This is a genomic window from Pseudoxanthomonas japonensis (genome assembly GCF_043632995.1).
In the GTDB taxonomy this organism is placed as follows: domain Bacteria; phylum Pseudomonadota; class Gammaproteobacteria; order Xanthomonadales; family Xanthomonadaceae; genus Pseudoxanthomonas_A; species Pseudoxanthomonas_A japonensis.
Genome location: NZ_CP171632.1, coordinates 3,213,154 through 3,230,756 on the forward strand (window position 1 = coordinate 3,213,154; position 17,603 = coordinate 3,230,756).

Below are 17,603 nucleotides of genomic sequence, written 5' to 3' on the forward strand. Positions count from 1 at the left end.
GGGGATGCCTCGTTCAACAAAAGGGATTCAGTCCGGCCAGTCGGCCTGCGCAAGCGAAGGCAGCCCGCGCCCGGCCACGGCGGCGGCGATCGCATCGTCGCTGTCCACGATGGGGATGCCGCGCTCGAGATACCAGTCCCGGTTGTAGTAGCTGTGCGCGTAGCGCTCGCCGCTGTCGCACAGGATGCTGACGATGGAGCCGGCTTCGCCCGCCTCGCGCATGCGCGCCGCGGCTGCCAGGATGCCGACGAAATTGGTGCCGGTCGACCCGCCGACACGCCGCCCCAGTACCGCGCTGACGTGGCGCATGCCCGCCAGGCTGAGGGCATCCGGCACCTTCACCATGGCGTCGATGCAGGCGGGGATGAAACTGGGCTCGCAGTGCGGGCGGCCGATGCCCTCGATGCCGGAACCGCGCGCACAGGTCAGCGTCGTATCGTCGCCACCGGCGCAGGCGCCGCGATACCGGTCGAAGAACACCGAATGCTCTGGATCCGCGCACAGCACGCGCGTCGGATGCCGGCGGTAACGCACGTAGCGCCCCAGCGTGGCGCTGGTGCCGCCGGTCCCCGGACTGCAGACGATCCACGCCGGCACCGGATGCGGCTCGGCCTCCATCTGCTTGAAGATGGACTCGGCGATGTTGTTGTTCGCCCGCCAGTCGGTGGCGCGCTCGGCGTAGGTGAACTGGTCCATGAAATGGCCCCCGCTCTCCTGCGCCAGTCGCCGGGAAACTTCGTTGATCTCGGCCGCCTGCTCGACGAGATGGCAGCGCCCACCCTGGAACTGGATCGCGGCGATCTTGTCGGGCGACGTCGACGACGGCATCACGGCGATGAAGGGCAGGCCGAGCAGACGCGCGAAGTAGGCTTCGGACACCGCCGTCGAACCACTGGACGCCTCGATCACCGGCGCACCCTCGCGCAGCCAGCCGTTGGCCAGCGAATACAGGAACAGCGAGCGCGCCAGCCGGTGCTTCAGGCTGCCGGTCGGGTGGCTGGATTCGTCCTTCAGATAGACGTCGATGCCGGGAAAGCCGGGCAGCGGCAGCGGGATCAGGTGGGTGTCGGCGGACCGGTTGTAGTCCGCCTCGATGCGCTGGATCGCCTGCGCCGTCCAGTCACGCGCTGCCGTGGTCACTCGTGGGATTCCCTGCCGGGCGCCGACGCGAACGCAGCGCAGTCATGGCGCGTCGGCGGGATGTGCGTGGTGGGCCGTGAAGGATTCGAACCTTCGACCAAAAGATTAAAAGTCTTCTGCTCTACCGACTGAGCTAACGGCCCGGAAACGCATCCCGGCCTTGCACCGGGACGCGCATTCTAGCGCATCGTCCGCGAAGGGGCGAAATCCGACCGGCTCACACGTAGTGCGTGGGGTCCGGCACGCCGGCGTCCGCGAAGCCGGCCGCGCGCAGGCGGCAGGCATCGCAGTGGCCGCAGGCGCGGCCTTCCGCGTCGGCCTGGTAGCAGGAGACGGTCTGCGCGAAATCGACGCCCAGGCGCACGCCCTCGCGCACGATGTCGGCCTTGCTCATGTGCAGCAGCGGCGCCTGGATGCGCAGGCCCGCGCCTTCCACGCCAGCCTTGGTCGCCACGTTGGCGAGTTTCTCGAACGCTTCGATGAACTCGGGCCGGCAATCCGGATACCCCGAATAGTCCACCGCGTTGACGCCGCAGAAGATGTCGTTCGCGCCCAGCACCTCGGCCCAGCCCAGCGCCACCGACAGCATGATGGTGTTGCGCGCCGGCACGTAGGTCACCGGGATGCCCGGCCCACCGGCTTCCGGCACGTCGATGTCGTCGGTCAGCGCGGAGCCGCCGATGCTGCGCAGGTCCACGTGCACGGTCTTGTGCGCGGCGGCGCCCAGCGTGGCGGCGACGCGCGCGGCGGCATCGAGCTCGGAGGTGTGCCGCTGGCCGTAGCGCACGCTGAGCGCATGCACGGCGAAGCCCTGCTCACGGGCGATGGCGACGACGACGGCGGAGTCCATGCCTCCGGACAGGAGAACGACGGCATTTTTCATGGGATTCGTGATTCGTGATCAGTGGTAAGGCGTGGGAACGTCGGACCCGTCATCCCAGCGCATGCTGGGATCCATGGTGCCGTTGCGTCTGATTTTTGTCCAAGCGGAAAGCAAGTGGATCCCAGCGTGCGCTGGGATGACGGCAACAACCGCCCCACTCAGTACCGTCCGCTCACCTCCCCGGCTCGTCGTTCCACAACAGCTTGTGCAACTGCATCTGGAAGCGCACCGGCAGGCGGTCCTCGACGATCCAGTCGGCCAGCTCGCGTGGCGACAGTTCGGACTTGCTGGGCGAGAACAGCACGTCGCAGCGCTCGGCCAACCTATGCTCGGCGAGCATGTCGCGTGCCCATTCGTAGTCGGCGCGCCCGCACAGCACGAACTTCACCTGGTCGCGCGCGGTGAGCAGGGGCAGGTTCTCCAGCCGGTTGCGCGCCATCTCGTTGGAGCCCGGTGTCTTCAGGTCGACCACGCGCGACACGCGCGGATCGACATCGGCGATGTCGATCGCGCCCGAGGTCTCCAGCGACACATCGAGGCCGGCGTCGCACAGCTTCCGCAGCAGCAGCAGGCAACGCTTCTGCGACAGCGGTTCGCCGCCGGTGACGCAGACGTGGCGGACGCCGTAGGCGGCGACCTCGGCCACGATGTCGTCGATCTCGCGCCAATCGCCGCCATGGAAGGCGTAGGCGGTGTCGCAGTACTGGCAGCGCAGCGGGCAGCCGGTCAGGCGGACGAAAACCGTGGGCCAGCCGACCGCATTCGCCTCGCCCTGCAAGGACAGGAAGATCTCGGTGATCTTGAGGCGTTCCAGCGGGGACTGGACGATTTCGCTGGGGCGGGCGGCGTCATTCATGGGGTGCGCATGATACGCCCTGGCGGCCCGTCATCCGGCCATGAAGGGCCGGACGAAGGCAGCTCAGCGCAGGCGGCCGAGCTGGATGGCGCGCAGGCGGTCGTCGGCCGTGCGGGCGACGTCGGTGCCCGGGTACTTGGCAATGACTTCGCCCAGGGTGCGCTCGGCCTCGGGCAGCTTGCCCAGTCCGTAGTCGCACAGGCCGATCTTCAGCAGGGCGCCGGACGCCTTGTCGTGGGTCGGGTACTGCGCCAGCAATGCGCGGAACTGGTCCGCGGCCAGCGCGTAATTCTGGGTGACGTAATAGCTCTCGCCCAGCCAGTACAGCGCGTTGGGCGCATACACGCCGCCGGGATAGAGCTGCAGGAAGCTGGTGAACAGCTGTGCCGCATCGGCATATTCGCCGGCCTTCAGCCGGTCGAAGGCGACGTTGTAGGCGGTGCGTTCGTCGCCGGCGGCGGACAGCGCGCCCATGTCGCCATGGACGCTGGGCGCTGCCTCAGCCATCGCGGCATCGACTGGCGCCGGTGCAGTGGCCGGCGCATTGCCCAGCGGGGGAGCAGTGGCCGGCGTGCCGGCCGGGGCCGGTGCCGCGCCGCCTTCCAGACGGTTGAGGCGACCGTCCAGGTCGAGGTACTGGTCGCGGCCGCGCTGCTTGAGCTGCTCGTTCTCGTTCTGCAGCTGCTCCAGCTGGGCACGCAGCTCGCGGAGTTCCGCTTCCTGCTGCGTGACCTTGTTGAGCAGGTCCAGGTTCTGCTGCGGGTTGTTGGCCTTCGCCTCCAGCGCGGCCACGCGATCGGCCAGGCTGACGCGTTGCGCATGCGCGGGAGCGGCGGCCACGAGGGCCGCCGCCAGGACCAGCAGGTACGTCTTCTTCGCGATCATCGTGACGACGACGGCTTACTTGGCCGTGTAGACGATCTCGACGCGACGGTTCTGCGACCAGCAGGACTCGCTGGAATCGGTGCAGACCGGACGCTCTTCGCCGTAGCTGACCACGGTCAGCTGGCTGGCCGAACCACCGCTGGCCTGCAGGGCCGAATTCACGGCGTTGCCGCGGCGCTCACCCAGGCCCAGGTTGTACTCGCGGCTGCCGCGCTCGTCGGCGTGGCCTTCCAGCGTGATGCGCGAGGACGGACGGTCACGCAGGTACTTGGCGTGGCATCCCATGATGGCCTGGAACTCCGGCTTCAGGGCGTCCTGGTCCAGGTCGAAGTACACCACCCGCTGGCGCAGGCAGGCATCGGTATCCAGGTCATTCGGACCGTACACGCCGGACGTGGTCGGGCCCGTCGGGGTGGTCGGAGTGGTCGTCGTGGTGTCGGTCGGCGGGGTCGGCTTGACGTCCTTCTTGCAGCCAGCCAGCACGGCCACGGACATCATGGAGAGCAGCAGAACACGGGTGGTGTTGTTCATGGTCATTCCTTGCGTCGTTTGAACGGGGGATCGGTGGAACCGGGAGTCACATTGTAGACACAAAATTAACGCTGGGTGCGGTAGGGCGACCACGCCGGCTCACGCACGTCCGCATTGGCCACGACCAGGCGCTGGCGCACGCGCGCGTCGGCGGAAACGGCGTACAGCACGCCCCTTCCGCCTTCCCGCGCGGCATACAGCACCATGCTGGCGTTTGGCGCGAAGCTCGGCGATTCGTCCAGCGAGCCCGGCGACAACGAGGTCCAGCGGGCGCCGCCCAAGCTGGTATCCATCAGGGCGATCCGGTAGTTGTTGCCGCTGCCCTGCACCACCGCGATCTTCTTGCCGTCGAAGCCGATGCTGGCGGTGGCGTTGTAGTTGCCTTCGAAGGTCACCCGGCTGGCGCTACCGCCGCTGGCCGGCACGCGGTAGATCTGCGGGCGACCGCCACGATCCGAGGTGAAGTAGATGCTGCCCCCGTCCGGGCTCCACACCGGCTCGGTGTCGATGGCGGACGTGGTGGTCAGCTGGCGCAGCGAACGGCTGCCCAGGTCCATCACGTAGATCTCAGGGTTGCCGCTGCGCGACAGGGTCAGCGCCAGCTGGCGACCGTCGGGCGAGAACGAGGGCGCGCCATTGATGCCACGGAAGCTGGCGATCTTCTCGCGTGCACCGGTGGAGATGTCCTGGATATAGATCGCCGAATTGCCGCTCTCGAAGCTCACGTAGGCCAGCTTGCGGCCATCCGGGCTCCACGACGGCGACAGCAGCGGCTCGGCCGAGCGCACGACGGTCTGCGGATTGAAGCCATCGGAATCGGCCACCATCAGCGCGTAGCGCGTCGCCTTGCCGGTGCCGGCGGCAGTGATGTACGCGATGCGGGTCCAGAAGGCGCCGCGTACGCCGAGGATCTTCTCGTAGATGGCGTCGGCCAGCTGGTGGGCGACGTCACGCAGCGCATTGGAGCGGGCGGTCATGGCCAGGCCGAGCATGCGCTCCTGCTTCGCCACGTCGAACAGTTCGTACTCGACGCGGTAACCGCCATCACCGGCATCGACCACGCGGCCGACCACGATGTAGTCCTGGCGCAGGGCCTGCCAGGTCGGGTACTGGATCTCGCCCCCGCGGGTGGGACGTTCGGTGATGCGCGCCTCCGGCAGCGTGCGGAAGGCGCCCGAGCGCTCCAGATCGGCACGCACCACGGCCGATACGTCGGTCGGCGGCGCGGCGGCGCTGCCCTGGTAGGGCATGGGCACCACCGTGATCGGCAGGGCGGAGGCGTTGCCGCCGATGATGTCGATCTCCAGACCCTGCTGCTGGGCGGAGGCCAGCGCCGGAACGAGGGTGAACAGGAGCAACGCGAACCAGCGCAGCGGTTTCTTCATGGGCAACGACTCTGCGGTTGTGCGGGGCGGCAAAGGGATACCAGTCCCCGCGTGAACGTTTTAACAATTGTGAACGGAATGGAGCGAAACGCCGCGTGAAGTCAACGGTCCCTGGCCTCGAAATTGAGGGTCAGGGTCCGCGCGAACACCGACTCGAAGCCGCGGTACGGCAGCGGCCGCGCCTTGAGTACCGCGCGCTCGATGGAATCCTGGCCCGCCGCGTCCATGGCGCAGCCGGGCTGGACTTCGGCGCTGACCACGTCGCCACCGGGCAACTGGCGGATCACCACCCGGCAACGGGTACCTACGGGGACCGATTCGGGGCGGGTCCACTGGCGCAGCACCGCTTCCTGGATGGCGGCGGCATAGCGGCCGCGCAGGTCTTCATCGGTGCCGCCATTGCCGACCGGGCCGGTCGCGGGCGCCGATGTGGGAGCCGCCGCGCTGGCCGCCTGCCGGGCACGTGCGTCCGCCAGTTGCCGCAGCTTCTGCTCGGCCAATTGCTGCTCCCGCTGGGCCTGGGCGCGCTGGCGACGGATTTCCTCCAGTCGCTTCTTGTCGGCCTCGGCCTTCTGCGCGGCTTCGGCAGCGATGCGCTTCTGCCGGTCCTCTTCCTGCTGGGCGGCCAGCCGTCGCTGCTGCTCGGCCTGCTCCTGGCGCTTGCGCTCGGTCAGGTCGATCTGTTCCTGGCGCCGCTTGGCCTCCTGCTCCTGGCGTGCCTTCTCCTGCGAGATCGCGTCGCGGCGCGCTTCATCCTGATCCACGGTGTCGGGCACGGGGATGCGTTCCTGGGCCTGCGCCTGCCGCTCGACAGGTGCGTCCTGCGGCCTCGGCTCGGGGATCGGCTGCGGCGGCGGAATGGTGTCCTCGGGGGCCGGCTCCTGCACGGGCTCGGGCATCGGCGCCGGCTGGAAATCGAGCGCGCGCTCGACCGCGCGCTGGTCGGCGGCGGACACATCGAGCGTGGCCTCCATCGACTGCGAGCCGGCCGCATTCAGCCGCTCGCGGTCCCACTTGAAGTACGGCGACAGCAGCAGGATCGCGAGCAGCAGCAGGTGCAGGCCGATGGCCCACGCCACCGCCCGGCCGAGCCCTTCCTCTTCAGGGGGGCGCTGGCGCTGGAGCACCTCAGCGTGCATTGCCGCCCGCGTTGGTCATCAGGCTGACATTGCCGACCTTGGCCCGCCGCAGCACGTCCATCGCATCCAGTACCTTCTGGTAGGGCGCGGATCCCTCGGCGGCCACCATGATGCGCAGCTCGTCGCCCTGCTCGGCACGGATCGCCGCGACGCGGGATTCCAGCGTCGCCGCATCCAGCACTTCAGGCTGCTTGGCTTCGGGTAGCTTCAAGCCGAAGCGCCCGTCCGGATACGCGACCACGATGACCGGTTCGTTGCGCGTCTCCACTGCCTTCGCGTTGGACGACGGCAGCTTCACGTCCACGCTCAGCGTGAGCAGCGGCGCGGTCACCATGAAGATGATCAGCAGCACCAGCATCACGTCGATGTAGGGCACGACGTTGATCTCGGACTTCAGCTTGCGCCGCTTGCGATGGAAGATGCTTCCGGCCATGGCGTGCCCCGATTACTCGCCCGAACTCTGGCGCTGCAGGATCGAGCTGAATTCTTCGGCGAAGCTCTCGTAGCGCACGGCCAGCCGCTCGACGCGGGTGGTGAAGCGGTTGTAGGCCCACACCGCCGGGATCGCGACGAACAGGCCGATGGCGGTGGCGAACAATGCTTCCGAGATGCCCGGCGCGACGGCGGCGATGCCCGCCTGCTCGCCGCTGTTGAGCATGTCGTGCATGGTCACCATGATGCCGAACACGGTGCCGACCAGACCCACGTACGGCGCGGTCGAGCCGATGTTGGCGAGCAGTTCCAGATTGCGCTCCAGCTGATCGACTTCGCGCGTATAGGTCACGCGCATGGCGCGTTGCGCGCCTTCCAGCTGCGCACGCCCATCGAGGCCACGTTTGTCGCGCAGGCGGGTGAATTCGCGGAAGCCTGCTTCGAAGATCGCCTCCAGGCCGGTAACCACGCGGTTGCGGTCGGCGGCACCGGCATACAGCTTGTGCAGTTCGGCGCCGGACCAGAACCGACCCTCGAACTCGTCGGCGTCTCGGTTCGCGGTCTTGAACACGCGCCCCTTGCGGAAAATGATCACCCAGCTGATCACCGAGCCAACCAGAAGCAGCAGCACGATCAGCTGCACCGGCAGGCTGGCCTTGAGCATCAGGTCGATGTAGTTGATTCCGCTGTGCGTGGTGGCGGCGGCCGCCTCTGCCGCAGCGGCCGTCGCTTCGGGCGGCAGCGCCTCGGTCACGACTTCCTGGAAAGCCAGCAGCGTTGCGATCATCCGTCGTTCCTCGTATCTCGGTTCGTGTTGCTTGTCGGGTTAAAGCGGCTGGCCCGGGGACTCGAGCCGGCGGAACTCTTCGTACAACGCATCGGGCAGCCCAGCGGGTTTGAACGTCGACGCGCGGAGCGCTGCGACCTTCACCTCCGCCGTCAGCAGGACCTCGCCGTCCCGTTCGATGGACTGGGCAAAGACCACGCTGGCCCGCTTGCACTGGTGGATGCGCGCACTGACCTGCAGCAGATCGTCGAGCCGGGCGGGGCGCAGGAAATCCAGGCGCATCGAACGGACGGCGAACACCAGGTCGTGGGTCTGGCGCAGTCGTTCCTGGGCGTGGCCACGGGCCCGCAACCATTCGGTACGGGTCCGTTCCAGGAAAGCGACGTATTGCGCGTGGTACACCACGCCACCGGCGTCGGTATCTTCCCAATAGACGCGTGTCGGAAAGATGAACGGAGCCGTATCCACGGCGATCCTCGTCGAATCAGTCGTCAAAGCATCCGCTCCCGCACGGTGTCGTGCATACCAACCTGTAACCAGTGGAGCTCAGAACAGCTCACCCGATGCATCGCCCGATTCCGGCACCCTGCCCTTCGGCGTCAGCCCCAGGTGCAGGTAGGCCTTGCGGGTCGCCATGCGTCCGCGCGCGGTGCGGATCAGGAAGCCCTGCTGGATCAGGTAGGGCTCGATCACGTCCTCCAGCGTGCCGCGCTCTTCGCTGAGCGCCGCGGCCAGCGACTCCACGCCGACCGGGCCACCGTCGAAGCTGTCGATGATGGTGCGCAGCATGCGGCGGTCGAGTTCATCGAAGCCCTCCGGGTCCACCTTGAGCATCTGCATGGCAGCACGCGCCACGTCGACATCGATGTGGCCGTTGGCCTTGACCTGGGCATAGTCGCGCACGCGCCGCAGCAGGCGGTTGGCGATGCGAGGCGTGCCGCGCGCGCGGCGCGCCACTTCGGCGGCGCCTTCCGGCACGCAGTCCATGCCGAGGATGCGGGCCGAGCGCTGCACGATACGGGTGAGCTCCTCGGGCGAGTAGAACTCCAGCCGCTGCACGATGCCGAACCGGTCGCGCAGCGGCGCGGTCAGCAGGCCGGCACGGGTGGTGGCGCCGATCAGGGTGAACGGCGGCAGGTCCAGCTTGATCGACCGGGCGGCCGGGCCTTCGCCGATCATGATGTCGATCTGGAAGTCTTCCATCGCCGGATACAGCACCTCTTCGACGACAGGCGACAGGCGATGGATCTCGTCGACGAACAGCACGTCGTGCGGCTGCAGGTTGGTCAGCAGCGCGGCCAGGTCGCCGGCCTTCTCGATGACCGGGCCGGACGTCACGCGCAGGTTCACGCCCAGTTCGTTGGCGATCACGTGGCTCAACGTCGTCTTGCCCAGCCCCGGCGGACCGAAGATCAGCACGTGGTCGAGCGCCTCGCCGCGCCCTTTCGCCGCCTGGATGTAGATGTCCAGTTGCTCGCGGACCGGCTTCTGGCCCAGGTATTCGTCCAGCCGCTTGGGGCGGATGCTGGCTTCGATGGCGTCGTCTTCGCGGGTGGCGGAGGAGTCGATGATGCGGTCGGCGGTCATGGCGGGATTATGGCCGAAATGCCGACCGGTTCCCCGTCAGATCTCGACCTGTGCGCCCAGTTCGACCAGCCGGTTGCCCGGGATGCGGAAGAAGCCGGTCGCCGGCGCCGCGTTGCGATGCATGGCCGCGAACAGCTTGTCGCGCCACATGGGCATGCCGCCGTGACGTGCGGCGACGATGGTTTCGCGGCTGGCGAAATACGTGGTTTCCATCGGATCGAAGTACACGCCACCCTGGTCGCAAGAACTCATCAGCGCCTGCGGCACGTCGGGCGTTTCGGCGAAGCCGTAGCTGATCACCACGCGGTAGAAATCGTCGCCGATCGGCTCGATCTTCAACCGCTTCTTCTTCGGCGCGTAGGGGACCGTCAGGGTCTCCACGGTGAGGAACACGTTGCGCTCGTGCAGCACCTTGTTGTGCTTGAGGTTGTGCAGCATCGCGTGCGGCACCACGCCCTTGTCGGCGGTCAGGAAGATCGCCGTACCCGGCACGCGCACCGGCGGCGCCAGCATCAGGCCCGGCAGGAACGTATCCAGCCGGATGCCTTCCTTCTGCACTTCGCCATGCAGCAGTTCGCGACCACGGCGCCAGGTGCGCATCATGGTGAAGGCGGAGATGCCGATGAACAGCGGCACCCAGGCGCCGATACCGGTGACCAGCTTGGCACCGTTGGCGAACAGGAAGGCCAGGTCGATGACCAGGAACACGCCGCACAGCGGCAGCACCCACTTGCGCGAATCCGGCCAGCGCGTGTACGCCACGATCGCCAGCAGCAGCGTGTCGATCAACATCGTGCCGGTCACCGACAGGCCATAGGCGGTGGCGAGCGCACCGGAGCTCTGGAAGCTCAGCACCAGCACGATCACCGCGAAGTACAGCATCCAGTTGATCGACGGCACGTAGATCTGGCCGATCGTGTCCTTGGAGGTGTACTTGATGTGCAGGCGCGGCAGGTAGCCCAGCTGGATCGCCTGGCGCGTCACCGAAAACGCACCGGTGATGACGGCCTGCGACGCGACCGCCGCCGCGGTCGTCGCCAGCACCAGCATCGGGACCTGGGCCCAGCCCGGGATCGACATGTAGAACGGGTTCGCCACGGCCTCGGGATGGCGCAGCAGCACGGCGCCCTGTCCGTAGTAGTTCAGCACCAGCGCTGGCAACACGAAACCGAACCAGCCCCAGCGGATAGGCTTCTTGCCGAAGTGCCCCATGTCGGCGTACAGCGCTTCGCCGCCCGTCACGGTCAGCACGACCGCGCCGAGGATCAACACCGCGTGCCAGTCGTGGGTCGTGAAGAAATGCCAGGCCCAGTACGGATTCAGCGCCGCCAGCACCGACGGGTTGTGCGCGATGTTGTAGATGCCGAAGCCGGCCAGCACGATGAACCAGGTGATCATCACCGGGCCGAACGCCTTGCCGACCTTCGCCGTGCCGAAACGCTGCATGGCGAACAGGCCGGTCAGGATGACCAGGCTGATCGGCACCACCCATTGCCGGAACACCGGCGATACCACTTCCAGACCTTCCACCGCGCCCAGCACAGTGATCGGCGGCGTGATCATGCCGTCGCCGAAGAACAGCGCCGCGCCGAAGATGCCGAGGATGCCGACCGTGTAGCTCATGCGCGAACCCTTGGCCAGGCTGCGCTGCGCCAGGGCGGTCAGCGCCATGATGCCGCCTTCGCCGTCGTTGTCGGCGCGCATGATGACGATGACGTACTTCAGGGTCACCACCAGCAGCAGCGACCAGAAGCCGAGCGAGAGCAGTCCGCGCACGGTGTTCGGGTCCGGCGTCAGCCCGAAGTGCGGGTGGAACATCTCCTTGATCGTGTACAGCGGGCTGGTGCCGATGTCGCCGAACACCACCCCGACCGCGCCGGCGACCAGGGCGACCATGCCTGCCTGCGAATGACCGTGCTGCCCGCTGTTGCCGGCATCGGCGTGAGAAGAAGATGGGGTGGACATGGCGGCCGGCAGGGTAGCGCTGTAGAAGTGAAGGGATGCTCTAGAACGGCGATCAGCGCAGCGCGGCCTGCAGGGCCTTGCGGATGATCGTCGCGGCATCGTCGCCGGCGGCGGTGGCGTCGCGCGCCATCCGCGTGGCTTCGGCCGGTTTGTAGCCCAGCTGCTGCAGGGCGATGGTGGCTTCGGACTGCGGATCCACCGGCAGCGCGGTGATCCCACCGACGCCGGTACCCATCAGGTCCGCTGCGCGATCGCGCAGTTCCACCACCATGCGTTCGGCCGTCTTCTTGCCGATGCCGGGGATGCGCGTCAGCGCGGTGATGTCGCCGGCCTGCACCATGCGCGCGAACTCGTCCACGCTGGCGCCGGACAGCACGGCCAGCGCGATCTTCGCGCCGATGCCCGTGACCTTCTGCACGTCGCGGAACAGCCGCCGTTCGCCCTCGCGCAGGAAGCCGTACAGCGACACGCTGTCTTCCTTCTGTGCGTAGTGGGTGAACAGCAGCACCTCTCGCCCCACGTCCGGCAGGTCGTAGAACGTGCTCATCGGCGCCTCCAGCTCGTAGCCCACGCCACCGACGTCGATCACCAGCCAAGGCGGCGACTTGTACGCCAGGATGCCGCGCAGACGTCCGATCATTTCCTGCTCCAGGCCAGTTGCGAACTCACGCCCAGCCGCTTTGCCGTGGCGCGCACGTGCGCGTGGGTGATGGCGACCGCCAGCGCATCGGCGGCATCGGCCTGCAGCTTGCCGTGCAGGTTGAGCATGATGCCGACCATGTGCTGGATCTGGGTCTTTTCGGCGCTGCCGCGGCCGACGACGGCCAGCTTCACTTCCTTGGCCGCGTATTCGTGCACCGGCAGGTCGCGCAGCACCACCGCACTGATGGCGGCGCCGCGCGCCTGCCCCAGCTTCAGGGCCGAATCGGGGTTGCGCGCCATGAAGACTTTTTCGATGGCCACCTCGTCCGGCTGCCAGGTCGCGATGGCCTCGGTCAGGCCGTCCAGCAGGCGGCGCAGGCGCTGCGGAAAATCGTCCGCGCCCAGCAGCACTAGCGGCGAATGGTGGACATGCGTGACCTTGCCCGCTGCATCGACATCGATGATGCCGATGCCGGTGCGCTGCGAGCCGGGGTCGATGCCGAGGATGCGGGTCACGGAACGTGATTCGTGATGGGTGATTCGTGATTGGAAGAAGCAGCGGGGGAGATGATCAAGGAAACGCGCACTCGCGAATCACGAATCACAAATCCCCATTCACTGCTCCTACGCATACACGTCCGCGCCCAGGTCGGCGTTGGAATAAACGTCCTGCACGTCGTCCAGATCTTCCAGCATGTCGAGAAGCTTCTTCACCTGCAGGGCGGTTTCGCCTTCCACGCGGATGTCGTTGTCGGCGCGGTAGGTGGTCTCGGCATGGTCCGGGGCCAGGCCGGCGGCCGTCATCGCATCCTTCACGGACTGGAACGCATCCGGCGTGGTGACCACGTCGATGGACCCGTCGTCCGGGTAGACGACGATGTCGTCGGCCCCTGCTTCGATCGCGGCTTCGGTGATCTTCTCTTCGTCGGCACCGGGCGCGTAGCTCAGCACGCCCAGGCGCTTGAACATGAAGGCCACCGAGCCCTCGGTGCCCATGTTGCCGCCGTGCTTGCCGAAGGCGTGGCGCACTTCGGCCACAGTGCGCACGCGGTTGTCGGTCAGGCAGTCGACGATCACCGCGACGCCGCCCGGCGCATAGCCTTCGTAACGGATCTCCTCGAAGACCACGCCTTCCAGCTCACCGGTCGCCTTCTTGATGGCGCGTTCGATGACGTCCTTCGACATATTGGCCGACAGACCCTTGTCCACCGCCGCGCGCAAGCGCGGGTTGTTGGCGGGGTCGCCACCGCCGGCGCGGGCCGCCACGCCGATCTCGCGGATGATCTTGGTGAAGATCTTGCCGCGCTTGGCGTCGGTGGCGTTCTTGCGGGCTTCGATCGACGGGCCTCTGCCCATGGTGGATTCCGGAGTGCACTGACAAGGGCGCGGATTATACGCGCCCCCGTGCAGCCGTCAGTCCTGCCCGTCGAACCGGCCCTCACGCAGGAAGCGGGCAGCCTGGCGCGCAGCGTCCGCGGAGAACACCAGGCCCGTGTGGCTGGCGGGGACCACGCAGTGCGCGGCCAGCCCCGGCAAGCGGGTTTCCGACAGGCCCACCGTGCCGTCCGATTCGCCATCCAAGCGTGCGATCAGGCGACCGATGCCGCGCGCCACGTTGCCGGCCACCATGCCGACGGGCACGGACCCCGCCCACGGCGCACACCCGGCCTGCAGCAGCGTGCCGCTGCGGCCCAGCACGGGCGCTGTCCAGCGACGCTGTCCCAGGCTGCGCGCCGCCTGGCTGCCGCAGAGGGGCGAGCCCAGGCAGACCACGCGCTGCACCGGCAGGTCGGGCGCGCGACGCAGCGCTTCCAGCGCGATCATGCCGCCCAGGCTGTGGCCCACCAGGTGCACCGGCGGACCGCCACGAAGCCGGTCCACGAGCGCCGTGATCGCCGGCTCGGGTCCACCGACGATACTGGGATAGCCGAACACATCGACCTCGAAGCCGTCGCCCCTCAGCCGGCGCGCCAGTGGCGTCAGCCAGGAGCGCGCGTTCCAGATGCCGTGTACCAGCACGATGCGCCGCGTGGCGTCCGTCGATTCGTCCATGGCGCCAGTGTGGGTCAAGCAGACCGCGGCGCCAACCAAGAAAAAAGGGCGCCCGGTCACCCGGGCGCCCCACCACCCCCGCATCCTGCGGGCGCTTCCTAACGGAACGCGTACTCGAACTGCACCGCCACCTCGCGACCGACGGGGTTATAGACGTCGTAGAAATACGGGAAGCTGCTGTTGGTTTCGTCGTTCGGGTGCAGGTTGTTGAACAGGTTGTTGACGTAGACCTTCACCTGCGCCTTGTCGGTGATCTGCTTGCCGACGTTGGCATTCCACAGGTAGTGCACGCCGGTGCGTCCCTTGATCTGCTCGGTTCCGACCTTCGGTAATGTCCCGTACCGCGTGGTGAACAGGCTGGCGGTCCAGTCGCCGCCCTTCCAGTCAAGGCCGGCGGTGGCGCGGCTCCGGAAATCAAGATTGCGCACGTCGTCGCGCCAGTGGCGCTCTACCGGATCAGTGGCAGTGATCTGACGCTCTGAAGTCAGCGTGTGTGACCAGTTGAGGCGAACGCCGTAACGACCAAAGCGTTCTGTACTAACACGCCAATTGAGGCCTGCATCGATACCGGCCACGCGACGGAATGCTTGGTTGATCGGCAGCGAGCGCACCTCCGCCACACGGTCGATTGCCTGTCCGTCCTCCGGGCGTCGCGTCACCAGGCTAGTGATCAATTGGCAGTAGCCCGAGTCCGCCGCGAAACCAAATGCATCGTTATTCGCACGATTTCGCCCTGTACGGCAGCCCGCTTCGTCGTCGAGGATATCCGCCGTGGCCAAGCGTTCCAGTGCGCCATTCAGCTCGATATCCCAATAGTCGGCGCTGATCGACAAGCCATCAACGATGTCCCACACGAAACCCGCACTCCAGGACTTGCCCGTTTCCTCTTCCAGGGCAGGATCGCCGCGGGTCACCGAAAACATCGAGTAGCTATAGCCGGAGCAACCTGGGTTGGCGCCGTTGGCCATGCAGCGCCAAGTGTCAGTGGCGCTTCCGAAGCTGCCACTGCCTTCGCTGAAGACCCAGTGCAGGTCCGGCGCCTTGAAGCTGGTCGCATACGCGCCACGGATCAGCAGCGAATCCATGGGCCGCCATTCCAGGCCCGCGTTCCAGGTCTTGGCATCGTCCACGGCGGTGATGTCGTCGTACTTGTCGAAGCGGCCCGCCAGGCTGGCCTTCAGTGTCTCGGTGATCGGGATGCTGAACTCGATGCCCGCGGCGTAGCGGTCGCGCTCACCGCCACCATTGGTGCCGGTGAGGTTGTACAGCTGCACGACGCCAGGCTGCACGCGCGGATCGCTGTCCAGTTCGTAGCCTTGCTGGCTTGCCTCCAGCACCACCGCCATGCCGACCGGACCGGCGGACAGCTCGAACAGGTCACCGGTCACCACGAAGCTGCCCGTCGTGACCCACGATTCGGCTTCGTACTTGGCCAGCGTGGAAATCGAGGCGTATTCGGCCGGCGTCAGCGGACGCAGCCAGCGCTCCAGGTTCATCGTGTAGATCGGCACGCCATTCGGCCGCGTGCCCTGCTGCGGACCGAAGAAGAAGTCGTTGACCAGGTTGCCGACCATGCGGCGGCGGGTACGCTGGAAGTCGTACTCGGCGCGGCTCAGCGTCGCGTCCCAGTCGAACCGGTCGCCGAGCTTGCCGCGCAGCCCCACCGCGAGATCGAACGAGCGCTCCTTGTAGTGCTGGTTCATGCTCTCCACGCCGCCAAGATCCACCGGCGTGAGCAACCGCGTCGGACCAATGACGGCGCCGAACTGGGGATCGTAGAAGTCACCGCGGCGACCGACGCCGTCGGTATGGGGACCGGTGATGCTCTCGAAGCCACCCAGCGACTCGGCCTTGGAGTCCCACACCTGCGCAGACGCCCAGCCTTCCAGCGTGTCGGTGAAGTTGTAGGTGCCGAACACATAGGCGGCCGCCTCGTTCTTGCCCTTGCTCAGGTGCACGTAGCGCTCGTCGTTCCAGCTGCCGCACGCATTGCCCAGCGTCTGCACGTTGCCCCCGCTGATGCGACGATAGGTAAAGTCCACGAGCTCGTCGCCCCAGCGCTGGCAGGTGCCTGCCGGCAAGGCGATCAGCGGATTGCTGCTGCTGGTGCCGCCGCGACGGATGCGCAGCGCCGCAGTGGGTTCGGGGCCGATCCTACCCGCGGCCGGATTGTTGCGCAGGTCCCAGTCATCGCGCTGGAAGCCGTACAGCATCTCCTGGTAGTAGTACTGGAACGCGTAGGTGACGCTCCAGTTCTCGCCGGTCCGGCCGCCGGTCCATTGCACGTCGACGCGATCGCGGCCCCCCATCGTGCTGGTGCCGCCGCGCAGCTTGAACACATCGCCTTCATAGCCACGCTTCATCACCACGTTGACCACGCCGGACACCGCATCGGCGCCATAGATCGCCGATGCGCCGCCGGCCAGGATCTCGATGCGCTCGACCGCGCCCGACGGGATGTTGCCGAAGTTCTGGAAGTTGCTGCGGCCTTCGTACGGGAACGGATAATCGGCCGCGCGACGACCGTCGATCAGCAGCAGCGAACGGCCGGGACCGAGTCCGCGCAGGTTCAGCGGGTGCGCATTGGCCGAAAAGCCGCCCGACAGTTCCGTTTCCACGGCACCGCCGGCCATCACCAGGGTTTCCAGCGCTTCGAACACGGTGGCGTGGCCTTCGTTCTCCATCTGCTGCGCCGTGATCACGGTGACCGGCGACGGGCCTTCGATCTCCGCGCGCTTGATGCGCGAGCCGGTCACCTGCACGGCGGCCAGATCCTGTGTGTCGGGAGGATTTTCCGCGGCCGCCGGTACGGGCTTCGGTGCCGGCGCCGGGGCTTTCGCGGGTGTCGTGCTCTCCTGCGCGCGCGCCACCGTGATGACGCCGCCGCGCGTGCTGCGATGGGTCAGGCCGCTGCCGTCCAGCACCTTGTCCAGCGCCTGGTTGACGGTGTACTGCCCCGACAGCGTGGGTGCGGTGCGCCCGCGCACCAGGTCGGGCGGCACCATGATCTGCACGCCGGCCGTCTGCGCGACGCGGTTGAGCGCATCGCCGAGTGGCTGGCTGCCGACCGCGAACTGGTGGGTGGACGATGTCTGCGCCGCCGACACCGGGGCCGCGGCCATCAGCGATGCGCCGAGGGCGGTGGCCAGAGCCAGTGACATGACGGTGTGGCGGTGCGGCGTGGTGGTCTTCATCAAGTCGTCCCCCTTGGACGTGCTGGGAAATGTGAGATATCGGATGGCGCTCCCCTTTCAAGGCAGACGCAGCGCATCGGCGATTCCTCACTGCGTCGCGTGCGGTTGCGTCGCGCGGTGCCTCC

17 protein-coding genes and 1 tRNA gene are annotated in these 17,603 nt (G+C 67.3%); all 18 read right to left on the bottom strand.

Annotated elements, in window-relative coordinates; translation table 11 throughout:
- Positions 1-27: 27 nt before the first annotated feature.
- Complete coding sequence (locus tag ACGHX3_RS15080; RefSeq protein ID WP_394695478.1) at positions 28-1,140, bottom strand: PLP-dependent cysteine synthase family protein; 1,113 nt, start codon at positions 1,138-1,140, stop codon at positions 28-30.
- Positions 1,141-1,207: 67 nt separating this feature from the next.
- Positions 1,208-1,283, bottom strand: a tRNA-Lys gene (locus ACGHX3_RS15085).
- Positions 1,284-1,357: 74 nt separating this feature from the next.
- On the bottom strand, positions 1,358-2,023 hold the full coding sequence (queC, locus tag ACGHX3_RS15090; RefSeq protein WP_394695479.1) for a 7-cyano-7-deazaguanine synthase QueC: 666 nt from the start codon (positions 2,021-2,023) through the stop codon (positions 1,358-1,360).
- A gap of 172 nt (positions 2,024-2,195) precedes the next feature.
- Entirely contained in the window at positions 2,196-2,879 is a 684-nt protein-coding gene (gene queE / locus ACGHX3_RS15095) for a 7-carboxy-7-deazaguanine synthase QueE (RefSeq protein ID WP_394695480.1), read from the bottom strand.
- Between the two features lie 63 nt (positions 2,880-2,942).
- Positions 2,943-3,764: a tol-pal system protein YbgF gene (ybgF, locus tag ACGHX3_RS15100; RefSeq protein WP_313929117.1), complete on the bottom strand. Its 822-nt coding sequence runs from the start codon at positions 3,762-3,764 to the stop codon at positions 2,943-2,945.
- Between the two features lie 15 nt (positions 3,765-3,779).
- On the bottom strand, positions 3,780-4,295 hold the full coding sequence (gene pal / locus ACGHX3_RS15105; protein WP_313929116.1) for a peptidoglycan-associated lipoprotein Pal: 516 nt from the start codon (positions 4,293-4,295) through the stop codon (positions 3,780-3,782).
- A gap of 65 nt (positions 4,296-4,360) precedes the next feature.
- Positions 4,361-5,680 (bottom strand): Tol-Pal system beta propeller repeat protein TolB, encoded by a 1,320-nt coding sequence (tolB, locus tag ACGHX3_RS15110; protein WP_394695481.1) that lies wholly within the window; start codon positions 5,678-5,680, stop codon positions 4,361-4,363.
- Between the two features lie 101 nt (positions 5,681-5,781).
- The gene (gene tolA, locus ACGHX3_RS15115) at positions 5,782-6,819 is read right to left on the bottom strand and encodes a cell envelope integrity protein TolA (protein WP_213600670.1); all 1,038 of its coding nucleotides are present in this window, start codon (positions 6,817-6,819) and stop codon (positions 5,782-5,784) included.
- Entirely contained in the window at positions 6,809-7,252 is a 444-nt protein-coding gene (locus ACGHX3_RS15120; RefSeq protein ID WP_162337761.1) for an ExbD/TolR family protein, read from the bottom strand. Before ACGHX3_RS15120 ends, tolA begins: the two co-directional genes overlap by 11 nt.
- A 12-nt stretch (positions 7,253-7,264) precedes the next feature.
- Positions 7,265-8,038, bottom strand: coding sequence for a protein TolQ (tolQ, locus tag ACGHX3_RS15125; protein ID WP_213600671.1), 774 nt, complete (start codon positions 8,036-8,038; stop codon positions 7,265-7,267).
- Between the two features lie 39 nt (positions 8,039-8,077).
- The gene (gene ybgC / locus ACGHX3_RS15130) at positions 8,078-8,533 is read right to left on the bottom strand and encodes a tol-pal system-associated acyl-CoA thioesterase (RefSeq protein WP_313929113.1); all 456 of its coding nucleotides are present in this window, start codon (positions 8,531-8,533) and stop codon (positions 8,078-8,080) included.
- A 51-nt stretch (positions 8,534-8,584) separates the two neighbouring features.
- Entirely contained in the window at positions 8,585-9,625 is a 1,041-nt protein-coding gene (gene ruvB / locus ACGHX3_RS15135) for a Holliday junction branch migration DNA helicase RuvB (protein WP_162337758.1), read from the bottom strand.
- A 36-nt stretch (positions 9,626-9,661) separates the two neighbouring features.
- Positions 9,662-11,590: a potassium transporter Kup gene (locus tag ACGHX3_RS15140; protein WP_394695482.1), complete on the bottom strand. Its 1,929-nt coding sequence runs from the start codon at positions 11,588-11,590 to the stop codon at positions 9,662-9,664.
- Positions 11,591-11,642: 52 nt separating this feature from the next.
- Positions 11,643-12,230 (bottom strand): Holliday junction branch migration protein RuvA, encoded by a 588-nt coding sequence (gene ruvA, locus ACGHX3_RS15145; RefSeq protein ID WP_162337756.1) that lies wholly within the window; start codon positions 12,228-12,230, stop codon positions 11,643-11,645.
- Positions 12,227-12,748 (bottom strand): crossover junction endodeoxyribonuclease RuvC, encoded by a 522-nt coding sequence (gene ruvC, locus ACGHX3_RS15150; RefSeq protein WP_394695483.1) that lies wholly within the window; start codon positions 12,746-12,748, stop codon positions 12,227-12,229. Before ruvC ends, ruvA begins: the two co-directional genes overlap by 4 nt.
- A 108-nt stretch (positions 12,749-12,856) precedes the next feature.
- Positions 12,857-13,588 carry a YebC/PmpR family DNA-binding transcriptional regulator gene (locus tag ACGHX3_RS15155; RefSeq protein ID WP_162337754.1) on the bottom strand — a complete coding sequence of 244 codons (732 nt, stop codon included), beginning with the start codon at positions 13,586-13,588 and terminating at the stop codon, positions 12,857-12,859.
- A 57-nt stretch (positions 13,589-13,645) separates the two neighbouring features.
- Positions 13,646-14,284, bottom strand: coding sequence for an esterase/lipase family protein (locus tag ACGHX3_RS15160; protein ID WP_394695484.1), 639 nt, complete (start codon positions 14,282-14,284; stop codon positions 13,646-13,648).
- Between the two features lie 98 nt (positions 14,285-14,382).
- A complete protein-coding gene (locus tag ACGHX3_RS15165) occupies positions 14,383-17,478 on the bottom strand; it encodes a TonB-dependent receptor domain-containing protein (protein WP_394695485.1) in 3,096 nt (1,031 codons plus the stop codon).
- Positions 17,479-17,603 lie beyond the last annotated feature (125 nt).

Coding starts and splice junctions, on each gene's coding strand:
- queE (WP_394695480.1), bottom strand. CDS start 2,879: ATGAATGACGCCGCCCGCCCCAGCGAAATCGTCCAGTCCCCGCTGGAA.
- tolB (WP_394695481.1), bottom strand. CDS start 5,680: ATGAAGAAACCGCTGCGCTGGTTCGCGTTGCTCCTGTTCACCCTCGTT.
- ruvB (WP_162337758.1), bottom strand. CDS start 9,625: ATGACCGCCGACCGCATCATCGACTCCTCCGCCACCCGCGAAGACGAC.
- ACGHX3_RS15160 (WP_394695484.1), bottom strand. CDS start 14,284: ATGGACGAATCGACGGACGCCACGCGGCGCATCGTGCTGGTACACGGC.
- tolQ (WP_213600671.1), bottom strand. CDS start 8,038: ATGATCGCAACGCTGCTGGCTTTCCAGGAAGTCGTGACCGAGGCGCTG.
- ACGHX3_RS15140 (WP_394695482.1), bottom strand. CDS start 11,590: ATGTCCACCCCATCTTCTTCTCACGCCGATGCCGGCAACAGCGGGCAG.
- ybgF (WP_313929117.1), bottom strand. CDS start 3,764: ATGATCGCGAAGAAGACGTACCTGCTGGTCCTGGCGGCGGCCCTCGTG.
- ACGHX3_RS15165 (WP_394695485.1), bottom strand. CDS start 17,478: ATGAAGACCACCACGCCGCACCGCCACACCGTCATGTCACTGGCTCTG.
- ACGHX3_RS15155 (WP_162337754.1), bottom strand. CDS start 13,588: ATGGGCAGAGGCCCGTCGATCGAAGCCCGCAAGAACGCCACCGACGCC.
- ACGHX3_RS15120 (WP_162337761.1), bottom strand. CDS start 7,252: ATGGCCGGAAGCATCTTCCATCGCAAGCGGCGCAAGCTGAAGTCCGAG.
- ruvA (WP_162337756.1), bottom strand. CDS start 12,230: ATGATCGGACGTCTGCGCGGCATCCTGGCGTACAAGTCGCCGCCTTGG.
- pal (WP_313929116.1), bottom strand. CDS start 4,295: ATGAACAACACCACCCGTGTTCTGCTGCTCTCCATGATGTCCGTGGCC.
- queC (WP_394695479.1), bottom strand. CDS start 2,023: ATGAAAAATGCCGTCGTTCTCCTGTCCGGAGGCATGGACTCCGCCGTC.
- tolA (WP_213600670.1), bottom strand. CDS start 6,819: ATGCACGCTGAGGTGCTCCAGCGCCAGCGCCCCCCTGAAGAGGAAGGG.